The sequence below is a fragment of the Pseudomonas sp. RIT778 genome, from assembly GCF_019718735.1.
GTDB classification, from domain to species: domain Bacteria; phylum Pseudomonadota; class Gammaproteobacteria; order Pseudomonadales; family Pseudomonadaceae; genus Aquipseudomonas; species Aquipseudomonas aphyarum.
This window is the reverse complement of the sequence record NZ_JAIHBA010000025.1, coordinates 103657-127291: the sequence shown is the minus strand read 5'-3', so window position 1 is coordinate 127291 and position 23635 is coordinate 103657. Positions and strand designations below refer to the sequence as shown.

The window sequence follows — 23635 nt, the reverse complement described above, 5'->3', positions numbered from 1 at the left end:
AGTGAAACGATGCATCGCCGATGGTAGTGTGGGGTTTCCCCATGTGAGAGTAGGTCATCGTCAAGATTAAATTCCGAAACCCCAATTGCGAAAGCAGTTGGGGTTTTGTTTTGCCCGCAGGAAAGTTTTTGCTCGCGTCAGCGAACAAATTTGCACAGTTATTTTCGAATCAGAACACTAGAATAGATCCCAACTTTTTCGGAGCCAGAGCCCTTATGTCAGATTCGGTTGACGCCCCCGGGCTGTCAGATTTACCGCTGGATGACTTGGTGGCCTGCCATGAGTGCGATCTGCTGATGCGCAAGCCCAAACTTGCTCTCGGCGAAAAAGCCCTCTGCCCACGCTGCGGTTACGAACTGTACGCTCACCGCCATAACGTGGTGCAGCGCAGCCTCGCCCTGGTCATTGCCGCGCTGTTGCTCTACGTGCCGGCGAACTTTTTACCCATCATGCAGCTCAATGTTCTCGGGCAATCGTCGCAGGACACGGTCTGGAGCGGTGTGATCGGTCTGTTCAACACCGACATGCGCGGTGTTTCGGTCGTCGTATTCCTTTGCAGCATGGCGATTCCACTGCTGAAACTGCTGTGTCAGTTGATCGTATTGCTGACTATCCGTTTCAACATCGGACGCAGTTATGGCCTGCTGCTCTACCGCATTTATCACCACCTCAAAGACTGGGGCATGCTCGAGGTCTACCTCATGGGCGTCCTGGTCGCGATCGTCAAACTGGCGGACATGGCGGCTATCACCGTGGGCCTCGGTCTGGCGTGTTTCATCGGCTTGTTACTGGTTCAGGTCTGGCTCGAAGTGGTGATGTCGCCGCACCAGATCTGGCAGGCGTTATCAGGAGAAGATGCCCATGCGGGCGATTGATGCAGGCATTCTGATCTGTACCGAATGCCACGAACTGAACAGGCAGGATACCGACAGCGATGTGCAGACTTGCACCCGATGCGGCGCGCTGGTCCACGCCCGGCGCCCCAATAGCCTCGCGCGAACCTGGGCGCTGCTGATCACGGCCGCGATTATCTACATCCCGGCCAACGTACTGCCGATCATGACCGTCAGCTCTCTGGGCCAGGGTGACCCGAGCACGATCATGTCCGGCGTCATTCAGTTGGTGCAGCACGGCATGATTCCAATCGCCGCCGTGGTGTTCATCGCCAGCATCCTGGTGCCGACCTTCAAACTGGTGGGCATCGCGCTGTTGCTGTTTTCTGTACAGCGCCGCCAGCCGTTGTCCGCCCGTCAGCGGATCTGGATGTATCGTTTCATCGAGTTCATCGGCCGCTGGTCGATGCTCGATATTTTCGTGATCGCCATTCTGGTGGCGGTCGTCAACTTCGGCCGGCTTGCCAGTGTCGAAGCCAATCTTGGCGCCATCGCCTTCGCCAGTGTGGTGATTCTGACGATGCTCGCCGCTGTCACTTTCGATCCCCGACTGATTTGGGATAACACGGAGTCGGACGCCGACCATGACTGATTTGCCTGTAGCGAAAACCCGACCGGCTTCGAACTGGTCTGCCATCTGGGTGCTGCCCCTGATCGCCCTGATTATCGGCGGCTGGCTCGGCTGGCGTGCCTACAACGAAACCGGCATCGAGATTCAGGTGCGGTTTGAAAGCGGTGAAGGCATTCAGGCCAACAAGACCGAAGTGGTCTACAAAGGCATGCCGGTCGGCAAGGTGAAAGCTCTCAAGCTCGATGATGAAGGCAACTCCAAAGGTGTCATCGCGACCATCGAGATGAACAAGGATGTCGATCAGTACCTGAAGACCAGCACCCGTTTCTGGCTGGTCAAGCCGAGCGTGACCCTGGCCGGGATCACCGGCCTGGAAACCCTGGTATCGGGTAACTACGTGGCCATCAGTCCCGGTGAAGGCGAGCCGACCCGCAAGTTCAAGGCCTTGGCCGAAGAGCCGCCGCTATCGGATTCGAAGCCCGGTCTGCACTTGACGATCAAGGCCGATCGCCTCGGTTCGCTGAATCGCGGCAGCCCGGTGTTCTACAAGCAGATCAAAGTCGGGCAGATCAAAAGTTACGTGCTGTCGGAAGACCAGAGCACGGTCGAGCTCAAGGTGTTCATCGAACCGACCTACGCCAAACTGGTGCGCAAACACACACGATTCTGGAACGCCAGCGGCATCAGCATCGACGCCAACCTGTCCGGCGTGAAAGTGCGCAGCGAATCCCTGGCCAGTATCGTCGCTGGCGGTATCGCCTTCGCCACGCCGGAGAACCGCAAAGACAGCCCGCCCACCGATCCAAGCCTGCCGTTCCGTCTCTACGAAGACTTCGATGCGGCCGCCGCCGGCATCCGGGTGAAGGTCAAACTCAGCGATTTCGAAGGCCTGCAAGCCGGGCGTACCCCGGTGATGTACAAAGGCATTCAGGTCGGTAACCTGAAAGCGCTGAAGATCGATCCGGACCTGTCCAGCGCCACCGCCGAACTGACCCTTGATCCGCTGGCCGAAGACTATCTCGTCACCGGCACGCAATTCTGGGTGGTCAAACCTTCGATCTCCCTGGCCGGCATCACCGGTCTGGAAGCGTTGGTAAAAGGTAACTACATCGCCGTGCGCCCGGGCGACAAGGGCGGTGCGCCACAGCGTGAATTCGAAGCCCGACCCAAAGCGCCGCCGCTCGATCTGCGTGCACCCGGCCTGCACCTGGTGCTGTTCACCGATACCTTAGGCTCGATCGACGTCGGCAGTCCGATCCTCTACAAGCAGGTCAAGGTCGGTTCGGTGCAGAGCTATCAGTTCTCCAAGACACGCAAGCAACTGGTGATCGGCGTCCACATCGAGAAGGAATACGAAAACCTGGTCAACGCCTCGACCCGGTTCTGGAACGTCAGTGGCGTCACGCTGACCGGCGGTTTGACCGGCGGCATTCAGGTCAAGAGTGAATCGTTGCAGACCCTGATGGCCGGTGGCATCGCCTTCGAAACGCCGCAGGCCAAGGCGCCGCTGCAAAAGCGCATTCCGCGTTTCCGTCTGTTCGCCAACCATGATGAAGCGAATCAGAAAGGCGCCGTCGTCACCATCAAGGTCGATCGCGCGGACGGTCTGCGCAGCGGCACCCCGGTTCGCTTCAAGGGCCTGGATGTCGGCAAGATTGAAAGTGTGGACCTGACCGATGATCTGCAATCGGTAATCCTCACCGCGCGCATCACTGAAGTGCCGGAGAAGATTGCTCGAGTCGGCAGTCAGTTCTGGGTGGTCAAACCGGAGTTGGGTCTGATCAAGACCTCGAACCTGGAGACCCTGGTCACCGGGCAGTACATCGAAGTGCAACCGGCGGCCAAGAACCTCGGCCCGCAGAAGAACTTCGTGGCCCTGGCCAATGCGCCAGAGGTGACCAAGCAAGAGGCTGGCTTGAGTCTGGTACTGAGCGCTGCCCGTCGTGGCTCGCTGAAACCGGGCGTGCCGGTCACCTATCGTGAGATCACCGTAGGCAAAGTCACCGGTTACGAACTGGGCCAGACCGCGGATCGCGTCCTGGTGCACATCCTGATCGAACCGAAGTACGCGCCACTGGTGCGCAGCGGCAGCCGTTTCTGGAACACCAGCGGCGTCGGTTTCGATATCGGCCTGTTCAAAGGCGTGACCGTACGCACAGAGTCGCTTGAGACAGTGATTCAGGGCGGTATCGCCTTCGCCACACCGGACGGCGAGAAGATGGGCAATCCGGCTCGCGCCGAACAAACCTTCCCGCTGTTCGACAAGTTCGAAGACGAGTGGCTGAACTGGGCACCGAAAATCCCTCTCGGCAAATAATCCAGAGCCCATGAAAAAGGGCCGCGATCCAATGGATCGCGGCCCTTTTTTGTGCCCGTCAGTTACGCATCAAACCGCATCCAGCTCCGGCTCGTCCGCTTCGACATTGACGGTGGCTTTCACCACGTCGTGGCGACGGATGTACTTCCAGTCCGCCTCGTCGATGTAGATGCCGGCCGGGCCGCTGCCGCCTTCCAGGTCGATGGCGACACTGGCGCAGACCTGCGGCTTCACACTCGCCAGGATCGGCACGAAGCCCAGTTGCAGGCTGGTTTCCAGCAGAGCGGCCTGGTTCTTCTCGTCGATGTCCGCTGCCTCGTCGAGGTAGTACGGCAGACGTACGCGACCGGCCAGGTCGCGGTCCATCAAGTGCAGCAACAAGTACATGTTGGTCAGCGCCTTGATGGTCATCGTGGTGCCGTTGGACGCCGCGCCATCGATGTCGGTGTGGATTACCGGCTGGCCATTGACCTTGGTGATCTCGAACGCCAGTTCGAACAAGTCCTTGAGGCCGAGCTGGTTGTGGTTCGCCGCCACCAGCCGCGCCAGGTATTCCTTGGCCTCTTCGTTCTTGTTGTCCTGTTCCGCACTTTGGCTCAGATCGAACACCGACAGGGTTTCGCCTTCTTCGTACTGACCGGCGCTGTGGATGATCTGATCGATGTGCTTGAGCGCTTCCTTGTTCGGCGCAAGGACGATGCGGAAGCTCTGCAGGTTGGACACCTGACGCTTGTTGATCTCGCGGTTGAACAGCGCCAGTTGGTGCTCGAGGCTGTCGTAGTCGCTGCGGATGTTGCGCAGGGTCCGCGCGATATCGGTCACGGCTGCGCGACGGGCCTTGCCCAGGGTCAGGGCTTCGTCGGTGCGGTGCGCGTAAGCGTTGATCAGCAACGACAGACGGCGCTCCATGTCGTCTTCACTGTCGAACTTGGCCACGCCTTTCAGGCGCACCTGCGCGTACAGCGCTTCGATTTGACCATCGGCGCGCAGCAGGCCTTGCCAGCTGTCTTGATAGTCGTTGAGCAGCGGCAGCAGGTTGTCCATCGAATCGTCGACCGGATCCATGAATGGCGTACCGAACGGCAGATCCGCCGGCAGCAGCTGACGGCGACGCAGGGCATCGTCGAGGGTGCGTTGCTTGGCTTCCATGTCGGCGATCTGCCGGCCGACCAGTTGCAGCTTGGCCGACAGTTGCTGGACACGCTCGGTGAACGCATCGCTGGAACGCTTGAGTTCGTCCTGCGCGGCTTCCATCTGCGCCAGTTGCTCGAGCTTGTCGCCTTCTTCGGCGCTTAGGGTCTGGGTGCGACGGAAGTCTTCCAGCGCCTTCTGCGCATCCAGCACCTGCTGGTACAGCGCTTCGGTCTGGGTCTTGCTCGCGGCGCGGTCGGCGGCCACGGCTTGTTGGGTCTTGAGTTGCTTGAGCTCTTTTTCCAAACGCTCTTTCTGATCGCGCAACGCGGCACGGTCGGCCAAGGCCTGCAGAGCCGGCGGCTCGATGTGCGAGATGTCGATCGACAGGCCAGGCACTTCGAAACGCTCGCCCTTGAAGCCGTCGAGGATCAGCTCGACCGATTTCACCCATTCGCCATCGTCGTCGAGGGTGATGCCGTGTTCACCCAGTGGCAGGCTGAACAGCGCACTGTTGAACAGGCGCATCAGGCGCTCGACATCCTGCTGCGAGAACTCTTCGCGCAGACGGGCGTAGCTGTTGTTGTCGGCGTGATCGAGTTGCTGCTTCACCGACTTCAGGCGTTTTTCCAGATCGCGAAGACGTTCTTCGAGATCCTCGGCGCTGAATTGACGGGACTGCGCCAATGCGCCGGCCAGTTCGTCGTGAGCGTCCTTGGCTGCCAGCAATTGCTGCTCCAGAACCTTGACGTCATCGACCAGCGCGAAGCGGTTCTTCAGAACGGACAACTCGCCGAGCCAGCGCTGGATGCCGGAGATTTCCCGCTCCAGACGCATCAATTCCTGAGTGCCACCGCGCTGATCGTTTTGCAGATCGTCCTGCTCGCGACGGTAGTGTTCGGCCTGAATCGTCAGCTCCTCCTTGCGCGCCGTGGCGTAGTCCGACCAGGTGCCGAGCAACGAGTCGAGCAACGGCGACAGGCGATGCAGTTTGCCGCGCAGCACATCGCGCTGTTTCACACCGTTGGCCAAGGCTTCGACCAACGGGCCGGCAGCCACCAGCGAGTTGTAGTCCTGTTCCATACGACGCACGTCGCGGAAGGCTTCTTCGCACGCGGCGATGTAATCGACGCTGCCGGAACGCAGGCTGTGTTCGAACGCATCGAGGAACAATTGCTTGAGCTTGGCTGCGGTGATTTCGCGCATGTGCAGCAGGTTGATGAACAGTGCACGGAAAGTCTTCAGGCTCTGCTCGCTGGTGGAGCGCAGCGGGATCAGGGTCAGATCCAGCGGGATCGACGTGTGACCGCCAACCAGCAAGCGACGCAGCTCATCGGGCTTGAGTTCGTAGGCTTTCAGGCCTTCTTTCTCAAGGTTGCTGAACAGCTCTTTCTGCCGCAGGCAGGTGTCGTTCTTCTGGTAGTGCGCCAGGTCGAGCTTGCCGGCATAGGCAAAGAACTGGTGACCGAAACCGCCACCCGGGCCGCGACCGACCACACCGATCACGTGTGGGCCGTGGGGCAGGTTCACTTCGACGAGGATGTAGCTGGTGTCGGAGGCAAAGTAGAAACGCCGGGATTGTTCCAGGCTGTACTTGCCGAAACTCATGTCCGACATGCGCGCCAGGATCGGGAACTGCAAGGCGTTGATCGAGGCGGATTTACCGAGGTTGTTCGCGCCGTAGACCGACAGCGGTTCTTCCAGCGGGAACAGACCGAGGCTGTAACCGGCGGTGTTCAAAAGGGCAAAGCGGCGGATGCCGTAGCGTTCCTGGCTCATGCGTCGGACTCCTGTTCTTCGGCAATGGCGCGGGCCAGTGCGTCTTCTTCGCTCTCTTCTTCAAACTCGGAAAGATCGAGCGGGTCGTCAGTGGCGAGGAATTTCGCCTCGGCGGCTTCGTCGATCAGCACCGGCGCCGGCAGCGGCAGAACGCTGTGCACGCTGGCCGCCAGGTCGCGGTCCTGTTGAACCGACAGGCAGACGTCGAGGAAACGGTGCATCGGCGGCAGGAAGCGGTACACGCCGTTTTCCTCGCTGGCGAAGCCGAGCTGAGTCATGCGGCGCATGATTTTTTCTTCGAGCTCTTCAACGGTCTGCACTTCGGCCTGGATGAACAGGTCGCGGTATTTTTCCAGCAGCGACGGCAGTTCTTCGCGGCCGAGGCTGCCGCCATCGAGCACGGCGATCGGATCGCGGCCCTGATCGGCCAGATGCTCGACGAGGATGAAGGTGAACAGCGCCAGACGCTGGGCAGTCTTGTTCACCGCCGCAGCGGCCATGTCGGGCACGAAATAATAGAAACCACGGGTGTCGCAGACCAGTTCGAAGCCCAGCGCCTTGAACAGCGTGCGGTACTGGTCCTGGAAGTTCGACAGTTGCGCGTACAGCTCCGGGTCGCGGCGGCTGACGTGGTAGCCCTTGAACAGCTCGCGGAAGATCGGCGCCAGCTGAGACAGTTCGGATAGATCAAGATGCATTGGGGATGCTCGCAGAATCCTCGGCGGCGGTGTCGCCGGCCGAGAGCAGGGCGAAGGAGCGCAGGCTGACCTGATGCTCGTGAGTGTGGTATTCGCGGCGTTCCAGACGCTCGCGCTTGAAGCGTTTTTCCCGCGACAGGCGCGAGAACCAGTAAAGCAATTCGTCGGTCGCGCCGTCCGGCTCCTGCTCCAGCAACCAGGTCATCAGATCCGGCATCGGCAGGGATTCTTCGCAACGGTCGACCATCTCGCGCACGGTGCGCGGTGCACGCGGGGCATCGCCGGTCTTCTGCGACTTGTGCGCCTTGGGGAAACGCGCCGGTTTCGGCTCGAAACGGGCCAGGGCGTAGACGTAGGCTTCAACCTGACTGGCGCTGCCGAGGAAGGTACTTTGCGGCCGGGTGAACAGCGGCATCGCCGCTTGTGGCACGGCGTCGATGCCTTTGCGGCGGATCGCGGCCAGCGCCAGCGCAGCACCACGGGTCACGGCGTTGTGCCGGCGTGCTTCTTCGCGCAGCGGCAGCAGCAGCTCGCGGGCGTGACGCAGGGTCAGCTGGGCGCTGGTCTGCATTTCGAGGATGCGCGCGTGGGTGCGCAGCAGCATGTCGTCATCGACCAGATGGCCGAGGCGCTGCTGTTCGCTGAGCATCTTCAGCAGCACGGTTTCGACCTTGCGCACGCCTTGCTCGAAAGCGCCATCGGCGTTCACCAGATCGATCATCGGCTCGACGTATTCGTCCCAGGTCGCCAGCACTTCCGCATAACGCTGACGCAGCGGAATCTGCCGGTCGCTGGTCTTGGCCCGTTCGGCCACGGCCACCAGCGCCTGTTCGTCGTTGTCGAGTTTTTTCAGAACGTCGCGCACGCGCATGTCGAGCAAACGCAGCTGACGCGCCAGATCATTGCCGTCGCGAACGTCGAACGCATCCTGGATATAACCGGCCAGACGCTCGAGGTGACGCAGATAGGCTTCGATCTCCAGACACAGGCCCAGACGGTGTTCCCGACGCAGGTAGGCGAGGAAGTCGTGGATCTGCGCATTGAGCTCGAAACGGTTCGGGCTTTTCGCCACGGGAACCAGAATGTCGAGGCGGATCCACACGTCGAGCAGGCTGGTGATGTCCTGCGGCGTGCTGTCCAGTTGCTGGGCGGCCAGTTGCGTGCGCAGTTCGTTGAGGCTCAGGGTGCCCTGGTCGAAGTGCTCGCACAGTGGCTCCAGAAGTGCCCAGTGTTCAGCGAGGGCGCGCAAGACGCGCTTGGGTTCGATCATCGGAATGGCCGGCTGGTTGGCGATTAAAAGCCGCGATTGTACTGCATCACGAAGGATGCGATTCACTCTCGGGACGGGCTGTCGCTTTTCTTTGCGTCAAGGTATCGGTCAAGACTATCGATCAACAGCGCGCGATCTTGAGCGAAGGGCGGTAGAATCAGCGCACTTCAGTTATCCACAAGTGGCCGACCCTTGCTAATCGAGTCCCGCCGCCGCGCCTATTTGAACGCCATGCAGGTGGTCAACTGGCTGCCGCGCACCGAACTGCCCTTTGCCGCGCCGTCGCGGCCCGAGCTGCTGGACATGCCCGAGCCCGAGATTGCCGCCCCGGTGATCCCGGCATCTCCGGCCGAAGCGCCGGAGCAGCCGGCCGCGCGTCCGGTCGAACGGCCGAAGATCGAGGTTCCGCGACCTTCGCTGGCCAGCACCCGCACGGGCGCCAAACCGGTCGAAGAAGTCGACGAAACCCCTGTGGTGGCCAAGCCGGCGCCGGTGCCGCCACCGCGTTTTGCCCTGCAATTGCTGCGCGCCGGCCGTTGCCTGCTGCTGGTGGAGTTACCCACAGGCGAAGCCTTCCAGTCCCGCGATCCTGCTTATCTGTTGCTCAAGGACATGCTGCGTGCCGCCGGCCTCCCGGACGCGCCGCAGATTGTCGGTGAGCCGGTGCGCTGGCCATGGCTGAATCGCGGCACGATGGATCAGGGCCCGGAAGCGGCCCGGGATTTCGTCCAGGGTTTCCTCTCGGTGCAGATGGAGGCGGCGCCGTGCGCCTGCCTGTGGCTGATCGGCCTGCCGGCGGTGCGCTTTGCCGGTGAGGCGGATGCCGAAGCGTTCAACCGTGAATTGCAAATCGAGGGTCTTGGCCTGGCGTGGGCCGTGCCGGGGCTGGAATTGTTGATGGAAGAGCCACAGCGCAAGGCCGCCGTGTGGCAAGCCATGCGTCGGCTGATGGCGCGCTGGAAAGAATCGAATGAGTGACGCTGTATCGTTTCGCCCGATGACCGAGGCGGATCTGGACGCTGTGCTGAAGATTGAATTCGCCGCGTACAGCCATCCGTGGACCCGCGGGATTTTTCTCGACGGCCTGGGCAAGTACCAGATCTGGCTGATGTTCGAAGGTGAGCAGCAAGTGGGCCACGGGGTGGTGCAGATCATTCTCGATGAGGCGCACCTGCTCAACATCACGGTCAAGCCGGAAAACCAGGGCCGCGGGCTGGGGCTGACCCTGCTCGAATACCTGATGTCCCGCGCCTACGCCGCCGATGCCCGGGAATGTTTCCTGGAAGTGCGCGACAGCAACACGTCGGCTTTTCGCCTGTACGAGCGCTATGGCTTCAACGAGATCGGCCGGCGCCGGGATTACTACCCGGCGGTCGGCGGGCGTGAAGATGCCGTGGTCATGGCCTGCACGCTCGTCGACTGATCGCGGCAGGTGTCCTCAGCGCTTGCGATCCAGCGGATCGCGGCGCGCCAGTTCCGCTTCATCCAGCCCGTTGCCGCCGCCGATATCGTCCTCGTCGACCACGCTCAGATCCCAGTCGGCCTGATTGCCTTCTCCGAGTTCGTGGGCATCCCGGGCACCGTCCTCACGGATCAGGGTTTCCGGACTCAGGTCATCGTCGGTGGGCTCGTGATCGGCGGTCGAGGCTCCGGTGAAACCGGCTTCGCGCACGCGGTCACGGGGCATCAACTGTTCGCGCTCGCGCTCGGGCAGTTCATCGCCGATCTTCGCACTGGGCTGTTCGTCGTCGAAATCCAGCTCATGCACCGAACCCATGCGGTCTTCGTTATCATCGATGGGCTCCGGTTGCACCGCATCGTACGGACGTCGTGAATCAGTCATGGCAATTCCTCATACTGTGGGCCTTACTGGATGGACTCACCGGGCACACGAGAAATTCAAAGCAAATCACCCACGATCCCAGCGTGACCCCGACGGGCGGTCGACAGTCATACCAGCGCATCTTTCTTGAGGCCTTACAGCATGCACGACTTACAAGACCTGATTGATAACAACGAGCGTTGGGCTGACGCGATCACCAAGGAAGACCCGGATTTCTTCGCCAAGCTGGCCCGCCAGCAGACGCCTGAATATCTGTGGATCGGCTGCTCCGACGCACGGGTGCCGGCCAATGAAATCGTCGGCATGCTGCCGGGCGATCTGTTTGTTCACCGCAACGTCGCCAACGTGGTGCTGCACACCGACCTCAACTGCCTGTCGGTGATCCAGTACGCGGTGGACGTGCTCAAGGTCAAACATATCCTGGTGACCGGGCACTACGGTTGCGGCGGTGTACGCGCGTCCATGCAGGATCGTCAGTTCGGCCTGATCGACGGCTGGCTGCGTTCGATCCGCGACCTGTATTACGAAAAACGCGAAGAACTGGCCAAGCTGCCGACCGAGGAAGAGCAGGTCGACCGTCTGTGCGAGCTCAACGTGATCCAGCAAGTCGCCAATGTCGCCCACACCAGCATCATCCAGAACGCCTGGCATCGCGGGCAAAGCCTGTCGATCCACGGCTGCATCTACGGCATCAAGGATGGTCGCTGGAAGAGCCTGAACACCACGATCAGCGGTTTCGAGCAGTTGCCGCCGCAGTACCGCTTGCGTCCGGTCGGCGCGCCCTGATCGGTCGTTCAGCGTAAACCTTGCCGTCGCCGCCAGCTCAATAGATAGCGCTGGCCTTCGAGATTGGGTGATTCATCGTAACCGGTGATCCACCCTCGGCAGCGCGAGGATCCGCAACCGCAGGCGAACTGCCGCAGCAGTTTGTCTTCGGTGGCGGTGTAATCGATAGTCAGCCTTTCACCCTCCAGAATATCGCGCAGGGCCCACACCCATAACTCGCTCATGTCGAGAAAGGTGTTCGGGTCGCAGCAATGCTCGAACGCACCGCAAAAACGCGGATCGTAGAGGTGGATACCTGCCAGCAGTTGCCGGGTCTGCCGGCATCGATAGGGCAACAACTGGCCTGAAATCCGGCACATTCGGGTGATACGCAGGAATGCCCGGCACGCTACGACAGCGGTGGCTACGCCCTCGGAATCGTGAACAATCTCGAAGTCCTGCTTTGACGGAAATCCCAGGCGGACGGGGAGTCCGGCAAAAGGATAAATGCCCTCGGTATCGCGTGCCGGTTTACCCGGTAGTGCGTAAGTGTTCATAACGGTCCCTGTTGGCTCGTTGTCGCAATTTCCATCGACTGACGTCCTGCCAGTTCTGCAACACGATCATTGGATCCAAGATCCCGCAAATCACACTAACGGTCTACTGTCAGATCTGACAGGCGAAATAGACGTTTTCCCGGGTCAGCCAAGGCTGACACGGGAAGAATGTCCGATTGATCAGAGGTGGGCAGCGGGCGCAGCCATGTCCGGCAATGGGCTTTTCAGCTGTTGCAGCTGGGATTTGACCGGTGTCGTCGAGCAGGTCTTGTCCGCCTGTGCCACGGTCTCGTTGCGGATCGTGGTGTAGAACAGCTCGCAGGTCTTGGCTTTCTGCGTCACTTGCCAGGTCTGGGTGCAGCTGTTGAGCAGTGTCTTCGGATCGGTGCCCGGTTTGCTGCCCATCCCGGCCTGCCAGCAGGCCGCGCTCAGGTCTTGTCCCATTACCTTCAGACCCGCGGCATCGGCCTTGGCCTGGGCATCGTCGCCGGTGTAGTTGCTCGGGTCGGCGGCGTACCAGATGTAGCTCGGGTGGTTGGATCCCAGCACCGGCACGTTCACCCCCGCGCTCGGGCTGATGGTCGCCAGGCCCAGTACATTCACGGTCGCGCCGTATTGCTGCTTGATCCAGTTACGCACCGGCGCACCAAAGGCAACCATCGGCAGCACGGCGCCGCTGGCGTTCTGGCTGACCTGCTTGACCATGGTGGTCTGGTAATCCTTGAAGTAGTCGTACACGCCTTCCAGATCCTTGCCGGCGCTGGCGGGCGCGGCAATCGGGGCGATGTCGATGATGGTCTGGTAGGCCGGCGTCTGGTCGGCGGGGATGCCATTGTCGGTCAGCAGCGCGGCCCAGCGGTCGGTGGTGTTCGAGCGCAGGTAATCCTGGGCCTGGGTCAGCGAGTAATCCGGCGGGAAGTGCAGCAGCTCGACACTTTTGCGGTTTTCCAGGGCCATGCCCAGTGGCAGGAACAGGTACCAGCTATAGGCCCATTTGCCGTCGGCATTGAGGTTGCTGGCGCCGTTGTAGGCCAGGTCGCCGGCGTCCAGCAGCGCGGTCAGCGGCTTGTCGTAGCCCGTCGGTACGCCGCTGATTTCGGCGTAAAGCTGATCGTTGTCGTTTTTCACCAGCACCTTGGCGTTGGTGTAGCCGTCGCGCTGCACGCTCTGGCTCAGGTAATGGGCGACGGTCTGCTCCAGCGTCCAGTTGCGAAAGCAGATCACGCTGCAATTGTTGGGGTAGGCGAAGAGGCGGGTGACGCGTTCGGTGCTGCCCAGTTTCAGGTCGACATCGGCGTGGGCCGCGGCGCTCAACGTGAGCGCCGCGAGGGTGAGGCCTGCGATTTTCAACATGCTCAGATCCTTTTCAGCGAGGGTAAAACCTTGGTGGAGGGCAATCCGGCCCGCGTCTAGCCTAGCCGGGGAACAGGTGTTTCAGCGAATAACCAAGCTGACTGGCGAGAGTCACGCCGGTCATGACCACCAGAAACAGCAGCTGCAACGGGCTGAAATGCGCCCAGTGCAGTGCGGTCAGCCACGGGTGCTTGTCGCTGAACTCCGGGTCGAGCTTACCGATGCGCCGCTTGTGCCAGAGCCCGATCAGGATCACCCCGATATAGGTGAAGGCCCCCAGGCCACCGAGCATGACCGAGAACAGCAGGATCATGACGGCTTGCGGTACGCCATGGCGCAGCACGAGCCAGCGGGTATCAGGGTTCCATCGGCGCGGAATGATCCTTTCAGTCAACCACAGGTCCTGAACGATCAAATGGGCGCTGATCAGAAACCAGTAACTCAAGCCGATCCGGAAAAACCAGACAGGAACGCAGGCGAAGGCCAGGGGAATGACGATGCTCATCGCCGTGGTTTTGTGCTCGGCAGGCAGATAGAACAGCCACAGCGCCAACGCAATCGCGGCCCATGAGCGCAACCAGGTTTCGGCGGCGATGTAGCGCGGCAGAAACCGTCGCCAGTAGAAAACATCGGCGTAGGGCAGGCGGGCGAGCAGGTCGGGGAAGCGCCACTTGAGGGTTTCCGACAGCTGCTGGCAAGCCTGCCAGTCAGCCGGAATGAACCGGTCGGTCATGTCTTTCTGTTGCCGCGGCTTCATCGGGCTGATCAGCATCCGCGCGGCAAGCGCGTCGGGCGACCCGTTGCGCTGATCTTCGGCCCGGGCACACAGGTTGTCGTAGAGGCTTTCCTGGTTGCAGCGCTCGATCAGCGCCTGCCAGAGCCAGTCCGGTTGCGGATGAATGCCCTTGGTGTCGTCCCAGCCAAATAATTGGGAGATACGGTCGAACAGCGCCACGCTCCACTCTGTGTCCTGCAGCAGTTGCAGGATGATCTGCTGCCAGTGTTCCCGACGGTCGAACACCTGGAGCCAGGGTTGGGCCGTGTAAGACTTGAGCAGCGCGAGAAATTCGCGCTCGTTTTGCGATGCGAGTAGCGTTTCCAGCGATTGCCGGTAATCCGTCAGCAGCTCGTTGGCGAGAATGCTGCGCTGGCCGTCGCCGATGACGATCTCCTGCCATGGGCCCAGCCAACCCAGATGCTGCACCGCCCAACGGGCAATCGAAAGGCGCAGCGCGGGATGATCGAAGCACAACGTCAGCAACAGTGTCTGGAACGCTTGCGCACAATCCTGCTGGCACGCTTGATCCCAGCGCTGCTCCAGATTTGAGTCCGAGAGGCCGTTCAGCAATTGCGATGCGGCTTCAACGGCCGGGTCGGCAGTCGGCTGCTCGGGCTCCAGGTTAAGAGGCTCCGGATTCAGGGGCTGTACCCGCAAGATCGGCGATTCGAGAGGTGCTTCGGGCGCGGCCGGCGTCACCGGTTCAAATAGCGCCGCAGGGTAATCCCACGCATCGGTCCCGGTCTTCTGCAGCGGCTGAGCCATGGACTGCTCTTGTACCGCCAACGCAGCGATCCCCGGAGCCAGAATGACGTCGCCGTGCTCCTCGCTCTCCTCGTTTTCAAGGCGCCACTGGGCAATCGACAGTGCCCGCTCATAAGCCTCGCGCAGGCGCTGGAAGCCTGCGGCATCTTCATCGGGCCGGAAGACTTTCAGCAGGCGCGCGTAACTGCGCTTGATATCACGTAGCCCGGCGTCTTCGGGCAGTTGCAGGACAGACCAGCATTCCATGTCGTGCTTCCTTACTGCCAGGGGTTACGGTCGAGTGCGCTCAACTGCTTGCTCAGTTCGGTACGGGTTTCACGGATCTGCCGCTCGTCCTGGGAATCCAGCGCCTGCTGGAATTGCTTGGCCCAGTAGCCGATCTGATCGCGCAGGTCGCCCAGGCTTTCCTGATACAGACGTTCCAGACGCGCACTGAGCAGGGTGTTCACCTGTTGCTCGCGCGGATGGATCTTCAATTGCGCCAGGGCTTGCAGACGTTGCTGGATTTCCTCGGGCGTCAGCACGCCGGGGTTGTTTTCGATGACCAGCGAATGTTGCTGACCGGTCAGGGGAATGCTGACCTGGGCTTCCAGCAAACCGTTGTTGTCATAGGTGAAGCGCACATCCAGCTCGACTTCGCCGGCCTTGCGCTTGGGTACCTTGATGTCCAGTTGGCCGAGCGCCACGTTGTCTTTGACCAGGCGGCTTTCGCCCTGAAAGATTTTCACGACCACCTGTTCCTGGTTGTCGTGAAGGGTCTGCACGGTTTTGACCCGGCTGACCGGGACGATGCTGTTGCGTTCGATGATCGGCAGGTAGTGGCCGCTTTCATACTGGCGACCGACCTGGGTGGAGGTCTCGATCCCCAGGGTGTAGGAGCAGACATCGGTGAGCACCACTTCTTCCAGCGCGGCCGAACGGGCCTTGAGCGCCGCCTGAATCGCGGCGCCTTGTGCCACGACCTGATCCGGATCGAGGCTGATCGACGGGAAGCGGCCGAACAGCCCGGCAGCCAGTTTGCGCACCAGCGGCATGCGGGTGGTGCCGCCGACCAGCAGGATTTCATCGAGGTCGCTGACGCGGATGCGTGCGTCACGCAGGGCCCGTTCGATCGGCGCGCGCAGGCGTTCGAGCAGCGGCATGTATAACGTCGCCATTTGCGCCTGGGTGATGGTCTGGGTCCATTGCTTTTCGCCGACCTGCAATCTGAATTCGGCGCTGGCGTCCTGGCCCAGTGCACGGCGCACACGCTCGGCTTCGCGGCGCAGCGGCTGGAGGATGGTGGAGCGCTCGGGGAAGTCCGACACGTTGCGATGCTGATCGATAAAGTGCTCGAGCAGCACGTTGTCGAAATCCTCGCCGCCGAGGAAGTTGTCACCGGCGCTGGCGCGCACTTCCATGACGCCTTCGAAGAGTTCGAGAATCGACACGTCGAACGTACCGCCGCCCAGGTCGAACACCAGGAACGACGTTTCCTTGTCCCGTTGTTGCAGACCGTAGGCGAGTGCGGCGGCGGTGGGTTCGTTGATCAGCTTTTCGACTTTGAGGCCCGCCAGTTCACCGGCGATGCGCGTGGCCTTGCGCTGGGCGTCGCTGAAATAGGCCGGAACGCTGATCACGGCTTCCGTGACGGTCTGGCCGTAAGTGCGCTCGACGTCTTCTTTCAGGCTCTTGAGTACCAGCGCCGAAAGCTCTTCAGGACGGAATTTTTTATCCCCGAGGTAGACCTCCGTCGCACTGCCCATATGGCGCTTGAACAGCGACGCGGTCAGACGCGGATGCGTGTGCAGGCGTTCGCGGGCAGCTTGCCCGACCAGAATCCGGCCCTGATCGTCCAGACCCACCACGCTGGGTGTCAGGAACTGCCCCAGGGCGTTAGGCACCAACTCAGTGGCATCGCCGCGCCATACGGCAACAAGGCTGTTGGTGGTTCCCAGGTCAATCCCGACGATCATTGCAACGAACTCCCTTTGCGCTCAGACAAAAAATGAAACAGATATTGGGCGCGCAAGAATATTACCGAGGCAGTGGCGCGGTAAAGAAAGATGATGGCTCTGAGCCATTATTTAAGACAGGCAACCGCAGGAAGGATCGTTCGGGTCGCTTTTTGTCGAAGGGGTCGAAGGGAAAGACAGGGCGCCGGAGCCGGCGCCCTGTCGTCATCGTTTAAGGCATGACGGGCGGCAGATACGAGAGCGTCGTACCCAGCGCCCACAGCAGTACCAGCACCAGCGGCGTGTGCACCAGCAATTGCACGAACGAGAAACCGATCAGATCCCGCGCCTTCAGCCCTAGCACGCCCAGCAGCGGCAGCATGTAGAACGGGTTGATCAGGTTCGGCAGGGCTTCGGCGGCGTTGTAGATCTGCACCGCCCAACCGAGGTGGTAGTTGAGGTCATTGGCCACTTGCATCACGTACGGCGCTTCGATGATCCACTTGCCGCCGCCGGACGGAATGAAGAAGCCGAGAATCGCCGAGTACACACCCATCAGCAGCGCATAGGTGTCGTGGGAGGCGATGCTGACGAAGAACGTCGAGATGTGATGGGCCAGGGTCTGGGCATCGGTGCCCTTGACCGTGGTCATCAGCGCGGCGATCGAGCCGTACAGCGGGAACTGGATCAGCACTCCGGTGGTGGTCGGCACGGCGCGCGACACCGCATCGAGGAAACTGCGCGGGCGCCAGTGCAGCAACGCGCCGAGCATGATGAACAGGAAGTTGTAGGTGTTGAGCCCGGAAATCGCGGTGATCGCCGGTTTGGTCGAGAACTCGTGGAACAGCCATCCGGCCGCCAGCAGCACCAGCAGGATGATCAGCAGCGGGCTGTGTTCCAGCCATTCGCCTGGACGGGTGCGCGGTTGCAGCGGTGGCAGGTTGAAGGCCGGGTCGATGCCGCAGGCCTTGGCGTCACGCGCCGAGTTCGGGCCGGGCGCGGTGGCGTAGGCGATGATGATCGAAATCACGATCAGCGCCAGCAGCATCACCCCCGACTGCCAGAGGAAAATCGTCTGGGTGAACGGAATCACCCCGGTGATCGACAGAATCGACGGCGGCAGGCTGGCCGGGTTGGCCTGCAACTGCGCGGCGGACGACGACAGGCCCAGTGCCCACACGGCGCCGAGGCCAAGGTAGGCGGCGGCACCGGCGGCGCGATAGTCCATTTTCAGATCGGTGCGGCGGGCGAGGGCGCGCACCAACAGACCGCCGAACACCAGCGACAGGCCCCAGTTGAGCAAGGACGCGACCATCGAGATCAGCGCGACCCACGCCACGGCAGAACGACCGTTCTTCGGGATTCGCGCCAAGCGGTCGATCAGCTTTACGGCGGGCGGCGAACTGGCCACGACATAACCACCGATCACCACGAACGCCATCTGCATGGTGAACGGGATCAGGCTCCAGAATCCGTCACCGAAGGCCATGGCGGCGTCGGTGGGTTTGGCGCCCATGGCCAGGGTCGCCAGCGCGACGATGATCACCGCCAGCGCGGCGAATACCCAAGAGTCGGGAAACCAGCGTTCGGCGAAACTTGAACAGCGCAAGGCAAAGCGCGCAGAGCGGCTATCTTCGATATCAACGGCCACGGGAGTACCTCGGATTTTTATGTTTATTGTGGTCTTCGGGGCTTGGCCGGCCCCTCTGGACAGGTGCCAACAGTAAATCAACCGGCGGATTTTTGTGACCGTGTTTTGCCGAATCAGACTATGGTCTAACGGGTTGTCCGGCGGCCCGTTTGCGTAGACCATGGGCGCCTTGGTTTTTTGCCTGCCAGAGTTCTTTGCCATGACTGCCCATTCCACTGCCCGACCGGCGCCGTTCAGCCGTTCCGACTACAAGACCCTCGGCCTTGCGGCCCTGGGCGGGGCGCTGGAGATCTACGATTTCATCATTTTCGTGTTCTTCGCCCTGACCCTCAGCCAGCTGTTCTTCCCGCCGGAAATGCCCGAGTGGCTGCGCCTGCTGCAAAGCTTCGGGATCTTCGTCACCGGCTATCTGGCGCGCCCGCTGGGCGGAATCCTGATGGCGCATTTCGCCGACCGGCTGGGGCGCAAGAAGGTTTTCAGCCTGAGCATCCTGATGATGGCGCTGCCGTGTCTGCTGATCGGGATCATGCCGACCTACGCACAGATCGGCTATTTCGCACCGTTGCTGCTGCTGGCGCTGCGCATCCTGCAAGGCGCGGCGGTGGGCGGTGAAGTGCCGAGCGCCTGGGTATTCGTGGCCGAGCACGCGCCGGCCGGGCATCGCGGTTATGCCCTGGGCTTTCTGCAGGCCGGGCTGACCTTCGGTTATCTGATCGGCGCGTTGACCGCGACTTTTCTGGCGCAAGTGTTCACCCCGGCCGAAGTGCTCGATTACGCGTGGCGTTATCCGTTCCTGCTCGGCGGTGTGTTCGGCGTGATCGGTGTCTGGCTGCGCCGCTGGCTGAGCGAAACCCCGGTGTTCATGGCCATGGAAGCGCAGCGCGAGGCGCGGGTCGAGCTGCCGCTGCGCACTGTGCTGCGCGATCATCGGCTGGCCATGTTGCCGGCGATGCTTCTGACCTGCGTGCTGACCTCGGCGGTGGTGGTGTTCGTGGTTATCACCCCGACCATGATGCAAAAAACCTTCGGCATGACTGCCGGCCACACCTTCGCGTTGAGCGCGCTGGGCATTGTTTTCCTGAACATCGGCTGCGTGATCGCCGGCCGACTGGTCGATCGCATCGGCGCCTGGCGTACGGTCATGCTCTACAGCCTGCTGCTGCCGCTGGGCATCGGTCTGCTTTATACCTGCCTGATCAGCGGCGGGGATTGGGTCGGTCTGGCCTACGCCATCGCCGGGTTGTGCTGTGGCGTGGTCGGTGCGGTGCCGTCGGTGATGGTCAGCCTGTTCCCGGCGCGGATCCGCGTTTCCGGGATCTCCTTCACCTACAACATTGCCTACGCCGCCTGGGCGAGTGTCACACCGTTGCTGCTGATCGGTCTGATGCCGTGGAGTCCGTGGATCTGCGTGATGTTCTGCGCGGTGATGGGAGCGGTGGGCGTCGTCAGCGCGGCGTATTTCGGCTCGCGCATGCCGCGCGCAGAACAGTGTCCGGTGGCCGGCACCGCCTGAATTGTCGAGGCGTAACTATTTTTTGTAGGACACGCCTCAAGCGCTCTTCAGAAAAGATTTCCAAGGCCGATGGTTAGGCTGCATACCCGCTCTCCATCCAGTCCATCGGTGCTTTCCCATGTTCAACAAACGCCTGAAGCAAGAGCTGGCGGCTCTTCGTGAAGAACTCTCCAGCCTTCTGCAAGTGAAGGAGAGCCTGGAAAGCGAGATGCTGGTGCTCACCCTTGAGCCCGACGGACGGATTCAGTCGGTCAACCAGAATTTCCTCAGCGAAATGCTCTACAAGAACCACGACCTGATCGGCCGCGCCATCGAAGACATCGTGCCGGCCCATGTGAAGTCCGACGAGTTTCATCACCGCTTCAAGGCCGCTCTGACCCGTGGCGAGCATTTCGCTGGCGCAGTGCGCCTTTCCCGCGGTAACGGCGAAGAGGCGTGGTTGCGTTCGATCGTGCAGCCGATTCGTTCATCGGATGGCCGGATCAAGCATTTCTCGATTTTCTCCAGCGACCTGACCCGCACCATCGAGGCCTCCCGCGAACACGAAAACCTGATCGGCGCGCTGGTGCGTTCGACTGCCGTGATCGAGTTCGACCTCAGCGGCAACGTATTGAGTGCCAACGACCGGTTCCTGCAGGGCATGGGTTACAGCCTGGCGCAGATCAAGGGCAAACATCACCGCCAGTTCTGCGAGCCGGAGGAGTACAACAGCGCCGAGTACCAGAACTTCTGGCGTCGCCTGAACAACGGCGAATTCGTCGCCGGCCGTTTCAAGCGGGTCGACAGCCATGGTCGGACCGTCTGGCTGGAGGCGTCCTATAACCCGGTGCTCGACGCCAACGAAAAGCTCTACAAAGTGGTGAAGTTCGCCACGGTGATCACCGATCAGGTCAATCAGGAACAGGCCGTCGCCGACGCCGCCAACATCGCCTACAGCACGTCCCTGCAAACCGACAGCACCGCCCAGCGCGGCACTCGTGTGGTGACCGAAGCGGTCAACGTGATGCGCGATCTGTCGAAGCACATGCAGACCGCCGGCGAAGGCATCGAGGCGCTGAACGAGCAATCCCAGGTGATCGGCACCATCGTCAAGACCATCAGCGGCATTGCCGAACAAACCAACCTGCTGGCGCTCAACGCCGCCATCGAAGCCGCTCGCGCGGGTGAGCAGGGCCGAGGCTTTGCGGTGGTGGCCGACGAAGTGCGGCAACTGGCCTCGCGCACCAGCCAGGCGACCGAAGAAATCGTCGGTGTGGTGCGCCAGAACCAGGACATGGCGCGCAACGCCGTGGCCCTGATGACCGACGGCAAGCAACAGGCCGAGCAAGGTCTGGCGCTGGCGGCGGAGGCCGGTACGGTGATCGTCGAGATCCAGGACGGCGCGCAGAAAGTGGTGGATGTAGTCGGCCAGTTCGCCAACCAGTTATCCAGCTGATGCCTGCCAGGCGAAGGGAGGGTCGACGGCCATCCCTTCGTTGTTTTTATCCCGCTACAATCGGCTCTTTTTCCCGGAGCAGATCCCATGAGCGAGTCCTTCCGTCGCCCGGTTCCCCTGAACAAAGCCTACCGCCTGCTCAATCACGGGCCGACCGTGCTGGTCAGCGCCGCCCATGACGGGCAGCGCAACATCATGGCCGCTGCGTGGGCCATGCCGCTGGATTTCGAACCGCCGAAAGTCGCGGTGGTCCTCGACAAATCCACCTGGACCCGGCAACTGCTCGAGGCCTCGGGCACTTTTGTTCTCAACGTTCCTTGTGTGAGTCAGGCAGACATCGTGCAGACCGTCGGCTCGACGTCGGGCCTGGAAATCAATCGCGATCAAGGTCAGGACAAGTTTCAGGCGTTCGGCTTGCAGAGCTTCGCTGGCGAGCAGGTCGAGGCACCGATGCTGGACGGTTGCGTGGCCTGGCTCGAATGCCGGTTGCTGCCGGAGCCGCGCAATCACGAGCAATACGATCTGTTTCTCGCCGAGGTGATCGCGGCGCAGGCTGATTCGCGGGTGTTCAGCGATGGACGCTGGCATTTTGAAGGGCACGATGAGCTGCGCACACTGCATCATGTGGCCGGTGGCAACTTTCTGAAGATCGGTGATCCGGTGGTCGGTAAAAGTCTGGATGCCTGACAGTTATTAATGTTTTGCAGCAATTAATTATTGTTATTCGATAATTTTAATCGTTAGGGTGGCGCTCACATTCATTCTTGTGAGGCTTTCCCATGACCACCCACGGGCTCGTGCAATTCAGTCGGCGCATGGCGACGATAACGTTGATCCTGATCGTCGTGATGCTGCTGCTCAATGCTGTCATATGGGTTTACCCACCGTTGGCGGAAAAGGAAGGCTGGGGATTGGGGTTTGCGCTGACCGAGCGCCAGCTGTCACAAATGGCCGACACCGCCACGCTGTTTCCGTGGTGGCAGAAGCTGGGCGGGATCTTGCTGTCGAGCATTCCCCTGCTGGCGCTGGCGTCGGGCCTGAACCATTTGCGCCGGCTGTTTCAGAGTTACGCGCGAGGTGAGTATTTCGCCCGGGAAACGGCGGAGCATCTGGGCAAGGTCGGGCGAGCCGTGGCGATCTGGGTGCTGCTGGATTTCCTCTGTGAGCCGATGCTCAGCCTGTGGGTCACCCAGAATGCGCCGGTCGGTGAGCGGCTGTTGACCCTGAGCATCACGGCTGCCTCATTCGTCGCGTTGTTTCTGGCCGCGTGCATTTCGATCATCGCGCGGATTCTGGCGCAGGCCAGTGAAGTCGATCGGGAAAACCGTACGTTTATTTGAGGTCCTCATGCCTATCGTGATTCAACTGGATGTGATGCTCGCGCTGCGCAAGGTCAAATCCAAAGACCTTGCAGCCGCCATCGGCATCACCGAGGCCAACCTGTCGCTGCTCAAACAGGGCAAGGTCAAAGGGCTGCGACTGGCGACCCTGGATGCCATCTGCGAGTACCTCAACTGTCAGCCCGGGGATCTGCTGGTTCGGGTGGCGGAGGAGGAGGGTGACGCCTGAGGGGGTCGGTTGCTGGCGAATTGGATTCATGGACCTACAAAAAAGGCTTACCTCTCGGTAAGCCTTCTTCATTGGGTGGGTGCGGAATTCAGGGTAGGCAATACATGTTGAGGTGCCTGCACGATTGTTTTTTATCAGACCGATTTCATGGGTTTGATCAGACTCTCTGCCGGGATACCGAACAATTCGTGAAGCTTCCAGATCATGGGAAGCGTCAGCGCGCGTTTGCCATTCAGAACTTCATAAACGCGGTTTGTCCGGCCAATTGCTGGAGCGAGATCGGCGGCTGACAGCCCGGACTGCTCCATCCGAAACCTTATGGCGTCAATCGGGTTGGGCAGGTCGAGTGGGAAGTGTCTGGCCTCATAGGCCTCGATAAGGGTGATCATGATGTCGAAGTAATCACCTTCAGGCGTGCCGGGCTCTGGCTCATTCTCGAAAAGAGCGGACACGTCTTTGAGCGCCGCACGGTAGTCTTCTTCGGTATGAATCGGACGTATGTTCATGGGTTACTCCATTTCGACGGTATCAGCGTCGATTGCGTCGTACTGTTTGTGAGTGCCGACAAATTTTATGTACACCGCGCCAAAGCGGTACGCCACGGCGACAATCAGGCGATAGGAATTGCCTTTGATATTGAATACAACTCTTCGGCTTTTCAGAATGCTGGCGCAAGCAAACTGTGACTTGATATCCACAGGTGTTTTCCAGCTTGCCTTTCTTGCTTCGTCTATCCATGCCAGCAATGGCTGCTCTGCTTCCGGATATCGTTCCCAAAAGACTTTTAGCTGACTGATGGCGATGATTCTCATG

At 61.0% G+C, this 23635-nt stretch carries 22 protein-coding genes and 1 pseudogene; 12 read left to right on the top strand and 11 right to left on the bottom strand.

Translation table 11 applies throughout. The features are described from left to right. Positions 1-215 precede the first annotated feature (215 nt). Genes K5E37_RS18625 through K5E37_RS18615 form a run of 3 tightly spaced genes read left to right on the top strand, consistent with a single transcriptional unit; the run spans position 216 to position 3781 of the window. Positions 216-875: a paraquat-inducible protein A gene (locus tag K5E37_RS18625; protein WP_221534791.1), complete on the top strand. Its 660-nt coding sequence runs from the start codon at positions 216-218 to the stop codon at positions 873-875. Then, the gene (locus K5E37_RS18620) at positions 862-1485 is read left to right on the top strand and encodes a paraquat-inducible protein A (protein WP_007951771.1); all 624 of its coding nucleotides are present in this window, start codon (positions 862-864) and stop codon (positions 1483-1485) included. The genes K5E37_RS18625 and K5E37_RS18620 overlap by 14 nt, the downstream gene beginning before the upstream one ends. After that, a complete protein-coding gene (locus K5E37_RS18615; protein WP_085609274.1) occupies positions 1478-3781 on the top strand; it encodes a PqiB family protein in 2304 nt (767 codons plus the stop codon). Before K5E37_RS18620 ends, K5E37_RS18615 begins: the two co-directional genes overlap by 8 nt. A 69-nt stretch (positions 3782-3850) precedes the next feature. Here K5E37_RS18615 and mksF read toward each other — a convergent pair whose 3' ends face one another. The 3 genes from mksF to mksB are packed head-to-tail and all read right to left on the bottom strand — an operon-like array spanning position 3851 to position 8659. After that, positions 3851-6691 (bottom strand): Mks condensin complex protein MksF, encoded by a 2841-nt coding sequence (gene mksF / locus K5E37_RS18610; protein ID WP_085609275.1) that lies wholly within the window; start codon positions 6689-6691, stop codon positions 3851-3853. After that, complete coding sequence (gene mksE / locus K5E37_RS18605; protein WP_007951764.1) at positions 6688-7389, bottom strand: Mks condensin complex protein MksE; 702 nt, start codon at positions 7387-7389, stop codon at positions 6688-6690. Before mksE ends, mksF begins: the two co-directional genes overlap by 4 nt. Further along, on the bottom strand, positions 7379-8659 hold the full coding sequence (gene mksB, locus K5E37_RS18600; RefSeq protein WP_162803847.1) for an Mks condensin complex protein MksB: 1281 nt from the start codon (positions 8657-8659) through the stop codon (positions 7379-7381). Before mksB ends, mksE begins: the two co-directional genes overlap by 11 nt. Positions 8660-8890: 231 nt before the next feature. Between mksB and K5E37_RS18595 the strand changes: the two genes are divergently transcribed. Then, positions 8891-9637: an energy transducer TonB gene (locus K5E37_RS18595; protein ID WP_221534792.1), complete on the top strand. Its 747-nt coding sequence runs from the start codon at positions 8891-8893 to the stop codon at positions 9635-9637. Next, a complete protein-coding gene (gene rimI, locus K5E37_RS18590; protein WP_007951758.1) occupies positions 9630-10082 on the top strand; it encodes a ribosomal protein S18-alanine N-acetyltransferase in 453 nt (150 codons plus the stop codon). The genes K5E37_RS18595 and rimI overlap by 8 nt, the downstream gene beginning before the upstream one ends. Positions 10083-10097: 15 nt before the next feature. Here rimI and K5E37_RS18585 read toward each other — a convergent pair whose 3' ends face one another. Further along, positions 10098-10502, bottom strand: a complete 405-nt coding sequence (locus tag K5E37_RS18585) for a serine kinase/phosphatase (protein ID WP_221534790.1) — start codon at positions 10500-10502, stop codon at positions 10098-10100. Positions 10503-10643: 141 nt separating this feature from the next. Here K5E37_RS18585 and can point away from each other — a divergent pair, with 141 nt between their 5' ends. Beyond that, on the top strand, positions 10644-11288 hold the full coding sequence (can, locus tag K5E37_RS18580; RefSeq protein WP_007951756.1) for a carbonate dehydratase: 645 nt from the start codon (positions 10644-10646) through the stop codon (positions 11286-11288). Positions 11289-11296: 8 nt separating this feature from the next. Here can and K5E37_RS18575 read toward each other — a convergent pair whose 3' ends face one another. The 5 genes from K5E37_RS18575 to K5E37_RS18555 form a co-directional block, all read right to left on the bottom strand. Beyond that, on the bottom strand, positions 11297-11824 hold the full coding sequence (locus K5E37_RS18575) for a lysine methyltransferase (protein WP_085609277.1): 528 nt from the start codon (positions 11822-11824) through the stop codon (positions 11297-11299). 180 nt (positions 11825-12004) lie between these two features. Next, positions 12005-13177, bottom strand: coding sequence for a hypothetical protein (locus K5E37_RS18570; protein ID WP_085609278.1), 1173 nt, complete (start codon positions 13175-13177; stop codon positions 12005-12007). A gap of 61 nt (positions 13178-13238) precedes the next feature. After that, on the bottom strand, positions 13239-14966 hold the full coding sequence (locus K5E37_RS18565; protein ID WP_221534789.1) for a J domain-containing protein: 1728 nt from the start codon (positions 14964-14966) through the stop codon (positions 13239-13241). Positions 14967-14977: 11 nt separating this feature from the next. Beyond that, positions 14978-16675 carry a molecular chaperone HscC gene (locus K5E37_RS18560; RefSeq protein WP_221534788.1) on the bottom strand — a complete coding sequence of 566 codons (1698 nt, stop codon included), beginning with the start codon at positions 16673-16675 and terminating at the stop codon, positions 14978-14980. 211 nt (positions 16676-16886) lie between these two features. After that, a complete protein-coding gene (locus tag K5E37_RS18555; RefSeq protein ID WP_007951749.1) occupies positions 16887-18305 on the bottom strand; it encodes a short-chain fatty acid transporter in 1419 nt (472 codons plus the stop codon). A gap of 199 nt (positions 18306-18504) precedes the next feature. Between K5E37_RS18555 and K5E37_RS18550 the strand changes: the two genes are divergently transcribed. From K5E37_RS18550 to K5E37_RS18530, 6 genes and pseudogenes are all read left to right on the top strand, one after another. Then, positions 18505-19818 carry an MFS transporter gene (locus tag K5E37_RS18550; RefSeq protein WP_127799914.1) on the top strand — a complete coding sequence of 438 codons (1314 nt, stop codon included), beginning with the start codon at positions 18505-18507 and terminating at the stop codon, positions 19816-19818. A 118-nt stretch (positions 19819-19936) separates the two neighbouring features. Next, positions 19937-20665, top strand: a pseudogene (locus K5E37_RS29740) (PAS domain-containing protein); the annotation flags it as partial. Between the two features lie 156 nt (positions 20666-20821). Further along, positions 20822-21253, top strand: coding sequence for a methyl-accepting chemotaxis protein (locus tag K5E37_RS29735; RefSeq protein ID WP_409348067.1), 432 nt, complete (start codon positions 20822-20824; stop codon positions 21251-21253). A gap of 87 nt (positions 21254-21340) precedes the next feature. Beyond that, positions 21341-21940 (top strand): flavin reductase family protein, encoded by a 600-nt coding sequence (locus K5E37_RS18540; RefSeq protein ID WP_221534786.1) that lies wholly within the window; start codon positions 21341-21343, stop codon positions 21938-21940. 92 nt (positions 21941-22032) lie between these two features. Further along, a complete protein-coding gene (locus tag K5E37_RS18535) occupies positions 22033-22593 on the top strand; it encodes a DUF2975 domain-containing protein (RefSeq protein ID WP_221534785.1) in 561 nt (186 codons plus the stop codon). A gap of 7 nt (positions 22594-22600) precedes the next feature. Beyond that, entirely contained in the window at positions 22601-22822 is a 222-nt protein-coding gene (locus K5E37_RS18530; RefSeq protein ID WP_085609286.1) for a helix-turn-helix transcriptional regulator, read from the top strand. 134 nt (positions 22823-22956) lie between these two features. Here K5E37_RS18530 and K5E37_RS18525 read toward each other — a convergent pair whose 3' ends face one another. Continuing rightward, positions 22957-23328 carry a type II toxin-antitoxin system HigA family antitoxin gene (locus tag K5E37_RS18525; RefSeq protein ID WP_074692315.1) on the bottom strand — a complete coding sequence of 124 codons (372 nt, stop codon included), beginning with the start codon at positions 23326-23328 and terminating at the stop codon, positions 22957-22959. A 3-nt stretch (positions 23329-23331) separates the two neighbouring features. Then, complete coding sequence (locus K5E37_RS18520; RefSeq protein WP_064378527.1) at positions 23332-23634, bottom strand: type II toxin-antitoxin system HigB family toxin; 303 nt, start codon at positions 23632-23634, stop codon at positions 23332-23334. Between the last annotated feature and the right edge of the window lies 1 nt (position 23635).

What these genes read in the sequence shown, in the direction of transcription:
- K5E37_RS18625 (WP_221534791.1), top strand. Translation starts at nt 216, where the DNA reads ATGTCAGATTCGGTTGACGCCCCCGGGCTGTCAGATTTACCGCTGGAT.
- K5E37_RS18620 (WP_007951771.1), top strand. Translation starts at nt 862, where the DNA reads ATGCGGGCGATTGATGCAGGCATTCTGATCTGTACCGAATGCCACGAA.
- K5E37_RS18615 (WP_085609274.1), top strand. Translation starts at nt 1,478, where the DNA reads ATGACTGATTTGCCTGTAGCGAAAACCCGACCGGCTTCGAACTGGTCT.
- mksF (WP_085609275.1), bottom strand. Translation starts at nt 6,691, where the DNA reads ATGAGCCAGGAACGCTACGGCATCCGCCGCTTTGCCCTTTTGAACACC.
- mksE (WP_007951764.1), bottom strand. Translation starts at nt 7,389, where the DNA reads ATGCATCTTGATCTATCCGAACTGTCTCAGCTGGCGCCGATCTTCCGC.
- mksB (WP_162803847.1), bottom strand. Translation starts at nt 8,659, where the DNA reads ATGATCGAACCCAAGCGCGTCTTGCGCGCCCTCGCTGAACACTGGGCA.
- K5E37_RS18595 (WP_221534792.1), top strand. Translation starts at nt 8,891, where the DNA reads ATGCAGGTGGTCAACTGGCTGCCGCGCACCGAACTGCCCTTTGCCGCG.
- rimI (WP_007951758.1), top strand. Translation starts at nt 9,630, where the DNA reads ATGAGTGACGCTGTATCGTTTCGCCCGATGACCGAGGCGGATCTGGAC.
- K5E37_RS18585 (WP_221534790.1), bottom strand. Translation starts at nt 10,502, where the DNA reads ATGACTGATTCACGACGTCCGTACGATGCGGTGCAACCGGAGCCCATC.
- can (WP_007951756.1), top strand. Translation starts at nt 10,644, where the DNA reads ATGCACGACTTACAAGACCTGATTGATAACAACGAGCGTTGGGCTGAC.
- K5E37_RS18575 (WP_085609277.1), bottom strand. Translation starts at nt 11,824, where the DNA reads ATGAACACTTACGCACTACCGGGTAAACCGGCACGCGATACCGAGGGC.
- K5E37_RS18570 (WP_085609278.1), bottom strand. Translation starts at nt 13,177, where the DNA reads ATGTTGAAAATCGCAGGCCTCACCCTCGCGGCGCTCACGTTGAGCGCC.
- K5E37_RS18565 (WP_221534789.1), bottom strand. Translation starts at nt 14,966, where the DNA reads ATGGAATGCTGGTCTGTCCTGCAACTGCCCGAAGACGCCGGGCTACGT.
- K5E37_RS18560 (WP_221534788.1), bottom strand. Translation starts at nt 16,675, where the DNA reads ATGATCGTCGGGATTGACCTGGGAACCACCAACAGCCTTGTTGCCGTA.
- K5E37_RS18550 (WP_127799914.1), top strand. Translation starts at nt 18,505, where the DNA reads ATGACTGCCCATTCCACTGCCCGACCGGCGCCGTTCAGCCGTTCCGAC.
- K5E37_RS29735 (WP_409348067.1), top strand. Translation starts at nt 20,822, where the DNA reads ATGCGCGATCTGTCGAAGCACATGCAGACCGCCGGCGAAGGCATCGAG.
- K5E37_RS18540 (WP_221534786.1), top strand. Translation starts at nt 21,341, where the DNA reads ATGAGCGAGTCCTTCCGTCGCCCGGTTCCCCTGAACAAAGCCTACCGC.
- K5E37_RS18535 (WP_221534785.1), top strand. Translation starts at nt 22,033, where the DNA reads ATGACCACCCACGGGCTCGTGCAATTCAGTCGGCGCATGGCGACGATA.
- K5E37_RS18530 (WP_085609286.1), top strand. Translation starts at nt 22,601, where the DNA reads ATGCCTATCGTGATTCAACTGGATGTGATGCTCGCGCTGCGCAAGGTC.
- K5E37_RS18525 (WP_074692315.1), bottom strand. Translation starts at nt 23,328, where the DNA reads ATGAACATACGTCCGATTCATACCGAAGAAGACTACCGTGCGGCGCTC.
- K5E37_RS18520 (WP_064378527.1), bottom strand. Translation starts at nt 23,634, where the DNA reads ATGAGAATCATCGCCATCAGTCAGCTAAAAGTCTTTTGGGAACGATAT.